Origin of the sequence: Pseudomonas sp. SED1 (assembly GCF_034044025.1) — a bacterium.
Classification (GTDB): Bacteria; Pseudomonadota; Gammaproteobacteria; order Pseudomonadales; family Pseudomonadaceae; genus Aquipseudomonas.
The window spans coordinates 1-8,306 of sequence record NZ_JAXCIS010000221.1 but is presented as its reverse complement, the minus strand read 5'-3'; the positions used below and the strand labels follow the sequence as shown (position 1 = coordinate 8,306).

Sequence of the window (8,306 nt, the reverse complement as noted above, 5' to 3'; positions counted from 1 at the left end):
TCGACTGATCCACTGCCTTCGCGAGCAAGCCCGCTCCCACATTTTGATCGGTGTATTTTCAGGGGGTCAGTAAACATCCCGACGATAACGGCCCTGCTCGATCAACCGCTCAACCGCCTCACTGCCCAGCACCTCGTGCAGCACCTGATCCACGCCTGCCGCCATGCCCTGCAAACTGCCGCAGACGTAAATCGCCGCGCCATCCGCGATCCATTTACGCAGCACATCCGCCGACTCACGCAGGCGATCCTGAACGTAGATTTTTTCCGCCTGGTCGCGGGAAAACGCCAGGTCCAGCAACGCCAGGTCACCGCTGGCCAGCCAGCCTTGCAGCTCGTCCTGGCAGTGGTAGTCGTGGGCGATATTGCGTTCGCCAAACAGCAGCCAGTTGCGCTGCTGACCGTCGGCAATCCGCGCCTTGAGCAAGCTGCGCAACCCGGCAAGGCCGGTGCCGTTGCCCAGCAGAATCATCGGCACCGGCTCGCTCGGCAGGTGGAAACCACTGTTACGCCGCAGTCGCAGGCTGATGGTCGAGCCCAGCGGTGCATGTTCGGTCAACCAGCCGGAACCCACGCCCACGCTGCCATCGGGGTGACGTTCCTGGCGCACGATCAGTTCCAGCACGCCGTCGCCGGCGATCGACGCGATGGAGTATTCGCGCATGCTCAACGGCACCAGTGCATTGACCAGCGCCTGGGCATGCAGGCCGACCAGATGCCCGCGATTGTCCGGTAGCTGGCGGCTGGTCAACGCGCGGTCGAGGGTGAATGCCAGGCCGTCGATCACCACACCTTCGCTGCCCGCCAGTCCCAGGCCGTCGAGGAAGTGTTCGATGGCCCATGGGCAATTACGCGGCAGCACTTCTACCAGGTCACCGGCCAGCCAATCCCGTGGGGCTGGCGGGGTGAGCCCGAGCAGATAGACGCCGGAGCCGCTGCTGTCCGGATTGAGCAAGGTACGGTGCTTCACGGTCCAGTTTTCATAGGTCGCGGTGGCCCATGCCGCCGCGGGTGCATGGCCGGTCAGTTGGCCGAGTTGTTGTTGCCAGTGCAGCAACGCATCGGTGTCGCCGCTGTCGACTTCCACCGGGGCGAACAGCGGGTTGCCGCCCTGGTGGGTCAGCCAGAAATGCAGGCGCCGGGCGAAGCCACAGAAGTGTTGGTACTGGCGATCACCCAAGGCCAGCACGGAGTAGTTCAAGCCCTTGAGAGAGAGGTCCTGGCCGAGCACGCTGCGTTCGAACCCCCGGGCGCTGTCCGGCGCTTCGCCGTCGCCGAAGGTGCTGACCACAAACAATGCATTGCTCGACTGGCGCAAATCTTCTTCGCTGACGCTGCCCAACGATTGCACCTTCACCGGCAAACCGGCGGCCTGCAATTGGCCGGCGGTCTGCCAGGCCAGTTGCTCGGCAAAACCGCTCTGGCTGGCAAAGCCGATCAGCCAGGCAGGGGCATCGCTGTGGTTATCGGTCAGGCCTTTACGCGCATCGCGCACCTGGCGCTTTTTGCGGCGGCGGTCCAGGTACAGCAGCCAGCCCGTGATAAAGAACAGCGGCATGAGCAGCGCGGTGAGGGTCAGGATGATGCGGCCGGGCAGGCCGAAATAACTGCCGGTGTGCAGTGCATAAATGCTGGTCAGGATCTGAGCCTTGAAGCTTTTGCCGGCGTAGGTGTCGTGGGATTTGACCTCGCCGGTGGCCGGGTCGAGGTTGATCTGGTTCAGTGCGCGGTCGTGAGGCGAGGTCTTCAGCAAGTAGTAGACAGTGGCGGGTTGCCCGGCGACCGCTGGCATCCGGATGTTATAGCCGCTCAAACCGGGGCCGGCGTTGCTGTAGATGCTGCTCCAGATGGCGTCGTAATTGGCCACGGGCGCTGGGCCTTCCGGCGCCGGGCCGCGTTTGCGTACGCGTTCGTTTTGTGGGGCGTCGGACAGCATTTTGGTCAGGCCATTGCTGTACCACTCGTAGGACCAGAACAGCCCGGTCAGCGCCGCCAATAGATAGAACAGCAGGCACCAGGTGCCGAACACCGAGTGCAGGTCCCAGTTGAAACTGCGGCCCTTTTTGCGCCAGTCGAGGGTCAGCCATGCGCGCCAACTGGCCGCTTGGCGCGGCCAGCGCAGGTACAGGCCCGAGAGGCAGAAGATAACCAGGATCAGCGTACAGGCGCCGGTGATTTGCCGGCCGGTGTCGCCGATGGCGAGGAAACGGTGCAGTTGCAGCACGAAGCCGAAGAACTCCTGGCCGACGGCGTCGCCCAAGTAGTCGCCGGTGTACGGGTCGAAGTAGCGCATCTGGCCACGACGTTCACCGGGCGGCGGGGTGAACCAGACCTTGGCGGCGTCGGTGCTGTCGGGTTGCACCGTGAGCATCGACACCACTTTGCCTTCACGGGCCTCCAGCAGTCGCACCAGCTCAGCGGGCGGCAGCACGCCGGCCGGACGTTTTTCCACCGTCAGCACCGTCGGGTTCAGCAACTCGATGATTTCATCCTGGAACGACACTGTCGCGCCGGTGATCCCCATCAAGGCCAACACCAGCCCGGCGGTAATGCCGAAGAACCAATGCAACTGGAACAGGGTTTTCTTCAACACGTCGTACGGCCTCGTCATCGGTTAGGTGTTTCACGGCGCGCATTATGCCGCGAGTTGTCGAGAAACATTCTTTTTTACACGCAAAAACCCCACGCATCCGATGCGTGGGGTTTTTGCGGTGATTTGTATCGGTTTAGAAATGGAAACTGGTGGTCAGCATCGCCGTGCGGCCCGCTGCCTGGTTGGCGAAGTGTGCCGCGAACGCCTTGTCGTAATACGTCTTGTCGGTGAGGTTTTGCACGTTCAACTGCAGGTCGACGTTCTTGGTCAGCTTGTAGCTGGCCATGGCGTCGTAGCGGGTATAGGACGGCACGTAAACGGTGTTGCCCGCGTCGCCATAGACTTCGTCGACATAGAACGCGCCGCCACCGATGGTCAGCTTTGGTGTCACGTCATAGGTGGTCCACAGGCTGAAGGTGTTCTTCGGCGTGTTGGGCATCTGGTTGCCTTTGTTGGAGCCGGCACTGACGACGCCGTTACGGCCGTTCAAGCCTGGGTCCACCAGTTCGCTTTTCAGGTAGCTGTAGCCAGCGAACACTTGCCATTGATCAGTGAGCTTACCGCTGGCGGACAACTCCAGACCGTCGACGCGGGATTCGCCGCCGTTTTCATAGGTCAGCGCGTCCACCAGGATGCGTGTGTTTTTCTTCTCGGTGCGGAACACCGCGGCGGTCAGGGACAGGCGGTCGTGGAATATGTCCCACTTGGTGCCCAGCTCGTAGTTGACGGTTTCTTCGGGTTTCAGGTCGCTGGCAGCGGCGCCGGCAGACAGCGGGTTGCCATCGGCACCTTCGCCCACCAGGCCGCCGGCTGGCGATGCCGAAGTGGCGTAGGACGCGTAGATGCTGCCGTTCTCCACCGGCTTCCAGACCAGGCCGGCCTGCCAGTTGAAGAACTGGCTGTCGTTCTTGATTTTGCTGCGGGCCGGGACGGTAGCGGTCGGCACCGCGTTGGTGTTGGCCACGGTGTCGAAGGTGTCGTAGCGCAGGCCGACGTTCAGCAGCCATTGCGGGTCCAGCTCAATGGTGTCGAACACATAGGCCGCGCGGCTGGTGGCTTTGGTGTTGGTACCGTTGTAGTTGCGCGCGATGCTGCTGGTCCACGGATCGCCCGGGTTCGGGTTGCTCAACGACGTACAGCTGGGCGCGGTGCCGGGGTTGCACACTTGCGCGTTGTTGGAGTTGCCGAAGTTGTAGCCGCTGACACGGGTTTCTTCACCGGTAAATTCCAGGCCAGTGGAGTAAGAGTGCTTGAAGCCCATGGCTTGGAAGCTGCCAAACAGGTCCGTCTGGTTGGTGGTGGTTTCGGTGGTGGACACGCGTGCGTTGGCGCGGCGCCATACGGTGCCGAACTGGCTGACATTACGCTTGCTGTCGTCCGGTTGCGTGAGGATGTAGTCCTGCCCGGTGTTGCCATGGCGCAGGGTGTTTTTCAGCGTCATGTTGTCGTTCAGGTCGTGCTCGATGGAGACCGTGCTTATGTCGGCGCGGGTCTTGCGGAAGTCGCGGCTCTTCAGGCCGTAGAAGTTATTGCTGTCACCGCCATCGGTGGGTTTGTCATGCACGTGGGCGGTGGCGGTCGGCGAGCTGTAGCCATACGGAATCCCCGAATCCGGCAGGTCGTTGCTTTCCATGTGGTAGTAGCTGAGGTTGACGCGGGTCGGGGTGCCCAGGCCAAAGGTCAGCGATGGGGCCACGCCCCAACGGTCGTAGTTGACGGCGTCACGCCCGGCGACGTTCTGTTCGTGGCTCATCAGGTTCAGGCGGAACGCCGCGCTGTCGAGGAACTGACGGTTGACGTCGAGCACGTAGCGGCGGGTCTGGTCGGAGCCATAGGTGAAACCGCCATTGGTGAAGTCCCGCGCCTGTGGCGTCTTGCTCACCAGGTTGAGGCTGCCGCCCGCCGAGCCGCGGCCGCCGAAGGACGAATTGGGACCTTTGCTGACTTCGATGGACTCGATGTCGAAGATCTCGCGGCTCTGGCCGCCGGTGTCGCGCACGCCGTCGAGGTAAGTGTCGCCCTGGGCGTCAAAGCCGCGAATGAACGGACGGTCGCCCTGTGGGTTGCCGCCTTCACCGGCGCCGAAGGTAATCCCCGGCACGGTGCGCAAGGCATCCTGCAACGAGGTGGCGGCGGTGTCCTTGAGGACTTGCTGCGGCACAACGGTGACCGAGCGCGGGGTGTCTACCAGCGGTGCGGTGTACTTTTGCGAAGAGGCTTTCTCGACCTGGTAGGACGTGCTGTCCTGTTCCTGGCCGGTGATGCTGGTGGCTCCCAGGGAAATGCTGTTGCGCTCGCCTTTCTGCTCGGTGTTTTCAGCCGCTTGCGCCAGTTGGGCGGCAGAGCTTGCGCTGATGGCAACGCCGATGGCCGAGGCCAGCAAACGCGGTGAACTGGCAGGTGTTTTTATCGAAGTGCGCGGCATGAAAGTGTCCTTTCCCCAAGGAGGTGAGGCCGCGGAATATAGGGAGAACAAGACTTTATATCAATTGCGATACATTACTATTCGCACTGAATTTACGTTCTTTACACTTTTTGCTTACGGTTTTTACATTCTCGTTCGTCTATTGCGCGGCAGTAGGGTTGTACACAGTCAATAAGAATCACTACCATTGGTGCCTCACTGTTTTCAGGTAACGCCCCCATGTTGCTGCACGTTCCCGGCCTGTTCTCTCGCGAGGAAGTGCTGCGCATCCGCGAAGCCCTGACGCACACCGAGTGGGCCGACGGCAAAATCACTGCCGGGCATCAATCGGCCAAGGCCAAACACAACCTGCAACTGCCGGAAGGCCACCCACTGGCGCAGGAAATCGGCGCGGCGATCCTTGATCGGCTGTGGAAAAATCCGCTGTTCATGTCAGCGGCGTTACCGCACAAGGTCTTCCCTCCGTTGCTCAACTGTTACACCGCCGGTGGCAGTTTCAACTTTCATATCGACAATGCCGTGCGCCAGTCCAAGGGCAGCCACGAGCGCGTGCGCACTGACCTTTCCTCCACGGTATTTTTCAGCGACCCCGACGACTACGACGGCGGCGAGCTGGAAATCCAGGACACCTTCGGCCTGCAGCGGGTCAAGCTGCCGGCGGGCGACATGGTGCTGTACCCCGGCTCCAGCCTGCACAAAGTCAACGCCGTGACCCGTGGCGCGCGCTACGCCTCGTTTTTCTGGACCCAAAGCCTGGTGCGCGAAGACAGCCAGCGCACGCTGCTGTTCGAGATGGACGGTGCGATCCAGCAACTGAGTCGGGACGTGCCCGACCACCCGGCGCTGATCCAGCTCACCGGGACCTATCACAACCTGCTGCGCCGCTGGGTTGAGGTCTGACCGTGGGCTTTTTATTGCGCCGTGAAGAAGTCCTCAACGTTGAGCAACTGCAGTCCATGCTCGACGATTCCCCGGTGCGCGCCGCCCAGGCGATTTTGATCGCCGCGAAAGAGGGCGTTGTGGATGCCCAGGCGCTGCTCGGGCAAATCCTGCTGGAAGGGCGCGGCATCGAGCGCGATGAAGCACTGGCGGTGCGCTGGTTCCGGATCGCCGCCCAAGGCGGGCATTTAATGGCGCGCAATATGCTCGGGCGTTGCCTGGAGCATGGTTGGGGATGTGGGGCGGATGCCGTGGCGGCAGCGCGGGAATATCGTCTGGCGGCCGAGGCGGGTCTGGATTGGGGGTTGTACAACTACGCCAACCTGCTGGCGACCGGGCGCGGGGTTGCCGAAGACCAAACCCAGGCGCTGGCGTGTTATCGACAGGCGGCGGAACTGGGTCATGCGAAGTCGATGAACCTGCTGGGGCGTTATCTGGAAGAAGGGCAGTACTGCCCGAGGGATGTGGAGGCGGCGGTGGCGTGGTATCGCCGGTCAGCAGAAGGCGGGGATTTTCGCGGGCAGTTCAGTTATGCGGCGGTGTTGGCGGACCGGGGCGAGATAGAAACGGCGCTGGAATGGTTACGCAAGGCACTGGCGGGCGGGAATTTGAAGTTCTTGCGGGTGGCGCACAAGGCGTTGTCTGCCGCCAATGACCCGCAGATACGGGCGATGGCCGAGACTTATCAAGAGCATGCGATTGAACTTGATCGTTCCCACGCTCTGCGTGGAAATACCGGCCTGGACGCTCTGCGTCCGCTCTAAGGGCGTGACGCAGAGCGTCAACGGATGCGTTCCCACGCAGAGCGTGGGAACGATCAGGGCGTGCGTTTACAGGTAGAACGATTTCAACGGCGGGAAGCCATTGAACTCAACAGCGCTGTAGCTGGTGGTGTACGCACCGGTAGACAACCAGTACATCCGGTCACCAATCGCCAGGTTCAGCGGCAGGCCGTACTTGTAGTTCTCGTACATGATGTCGGCGCTGTCGCAGGTGGGGCCCGCGATGACCACTTCTTCCATCTCGCCTTTCTTCTCGGTCCAGATCGGGAACTTGATGGCTTCGTCCATGGTTTCGATCAGGCCGGAGAATTTGCCCACGTCGGTGTATACCCAACGCTCGACGGCGGTGCGGGATTTACGCGCAACCAGTACCACTTCGCTGACCAGGATGCCGGCGTTGGCGATCAACGAACGGCCCGGCTCCAGGATGATTTCCGGCAGGTCGTCACCGAAATCTTCCTTGAGGAAGCGGATGATTTCTTCTGCGTAGGTTTCCAGGCTGTTGGTGCGGGTGATGTAGTTGGCCGGGAAGCCGCCGCCCATGTTGATCAGCTTGAGGTGGATGCCGTCTTCTTCCTTCAGGCGCTCGAAGATCACTTTGACCTTGGCGATCGCCGCGTCCCACACGCTGATGTCACGCTGTTGCGAGCCGACGTGGAAGGAGATGCCGTAAGGCACCAGGCCCAGGTCGCGGGCGAGGATCAGCAGGTCCATGGCCATGTCGGTCTGGCAGCCGAATTTGCGCGACAGCGGCCAGTCGGCCGTGGTCGAGCCTTCAGTGAGGATACGTACATACACTTTCGAACCCGGGGCGGCCTTGGCGATGTTGCGCAGGTCGGCTTCGGAATCGGTGGAGAACAGGCGCACGCCTTTCTCGTAGAAGTAGCGGATGTCCTTGGATTTCTTGATGGTGTTGCCGTAGCTGATACGGTCGGCGCTGACGCCGCGGTCCATGACCTTGTCCAGCTCGTAGATCGACGCGATGTCGAAGCTCGAACCTTTGTCTTTGAGCAGGTCGATGATCTCGACGGCCGGGTTGGCCTTGACGGCGTAGTACACCTTGGCGAATTCGAAACCGGCGCGCAGGTCATCGTAGGCCTGGCTGATCATTGCGGTGTCGATCACCACGAACGGGGTTTCTTGCTTGTCGGCAAACGCCTTCATTTTGTCAAAAGTGGCGCGTGCGAAATAGTCTTCGACGTTAATCGACATGCTGGGAACTCCTAAGGGCAAACTAAATTGATCAATGGGTGCAAATGAACGTCCTCCGTATCCCCACTTTGGTTCGCCTACTTCCCAAGGCATGTCGCCGAAAGCAAAAAGGCCATGGGATCAACCGCTTCCCTTGGCCTTGCTGTCTCGTCGTCAGTACTTGAGCCGGATGGATCGTTTCCAGCATGGACGTTCGGCGCGAACTTTAGGACGTGAGGGGCTATAGATCAACTAAAAATGTCGCGTTTTTGCACGCGTTCGTCGTGAGGCCGTGTGCAGCTACTTATGTAACCGACCGGTATGACGGATTGATGTTCCCCGGGAGGGGCAATTTGAGGTGATTCAGGCACAGTGAA

General features: G+C 61.1%; 5 protein-coding genes. 2 read left to right on the top strand and 3 right to left on the bottom strand.

Translation table 11 applies throughout. The annotated features are described in order from the left end of the window. Positions 1-66: 66 nt before the first annotated feature. Positions 67-2,592 (bottom strand): sulfite reductase flavoprotein subunit alpha, encoded by a 2,526-nt coding sequence (locus SNL23_RS27675; protein ID WP_318304300.1) that lies wholly within the window; start codon positions 2,590-2,592, stop codon positions 67-69. Between the two features lie 133 nt (positions 2,593-2,725). Beyond that, positions 2,726-5,017, bottom strand: coding sequence for a TonB-dependent receptor (locus SNL23_RS27670; protein WP_318304298.1), 2,292 nt, complete (start codon positions 5,015-5,017; stop codon positions 2,726-2,728). A gap of 219 nt (positions 5,018-5,236) precedes the next feature. Here SNL23_RS27670 and SNL23_RS27665 point away from each other — a divergent pair, with 219 nt between their 5' ends. Both SNL23_RS27665 and SNL23_RS27660 read left to right on the top strand, forming a co-directional pair. Then, on the top strand, positions 5,237-5,917 hold the full coding sequence (locus SNL23_RS27665; RefSeq protein ID WP_076016499.1) for a Fe2+-dependent dioxygenase: 681 nt from the start codon (positions 5,237-5,239) through the stop codon (positions 5,915-5,917). Between the two features lie 2 nt (positions 5,918-5,919). Further along, the gene (locus tag SNL23_RS27660; protein ID WP_318304297.1) at positions 5,920-6,720 is read left to right on the top strand and encodes a tetratricopeptide repeat protein; all 801 of its coding nucleotides are present in this window, start codon (positions 5,920-5,922) and stop codon (positions 6,718-6,720) included. 66 nt (positions 6,721-6,786) lie between these two features. Here SNL23_RS27660 and SNL23_RS27655 read toward each other — a convergent pair whose 3' ends face one another. Next, on the bottom strand, positions 6,787-7,950 hold the full coding sequence (locus SNL23_RS27655) for a type III PLP-dependent enzyme (protein WP_076016503.1): 1,164 nt from the start codon (positions 7,948-7,950) through the stop codon (positions 6,787-6,789). Positions 7,951-8,306 lie beyond the last annotated feature (356 nt).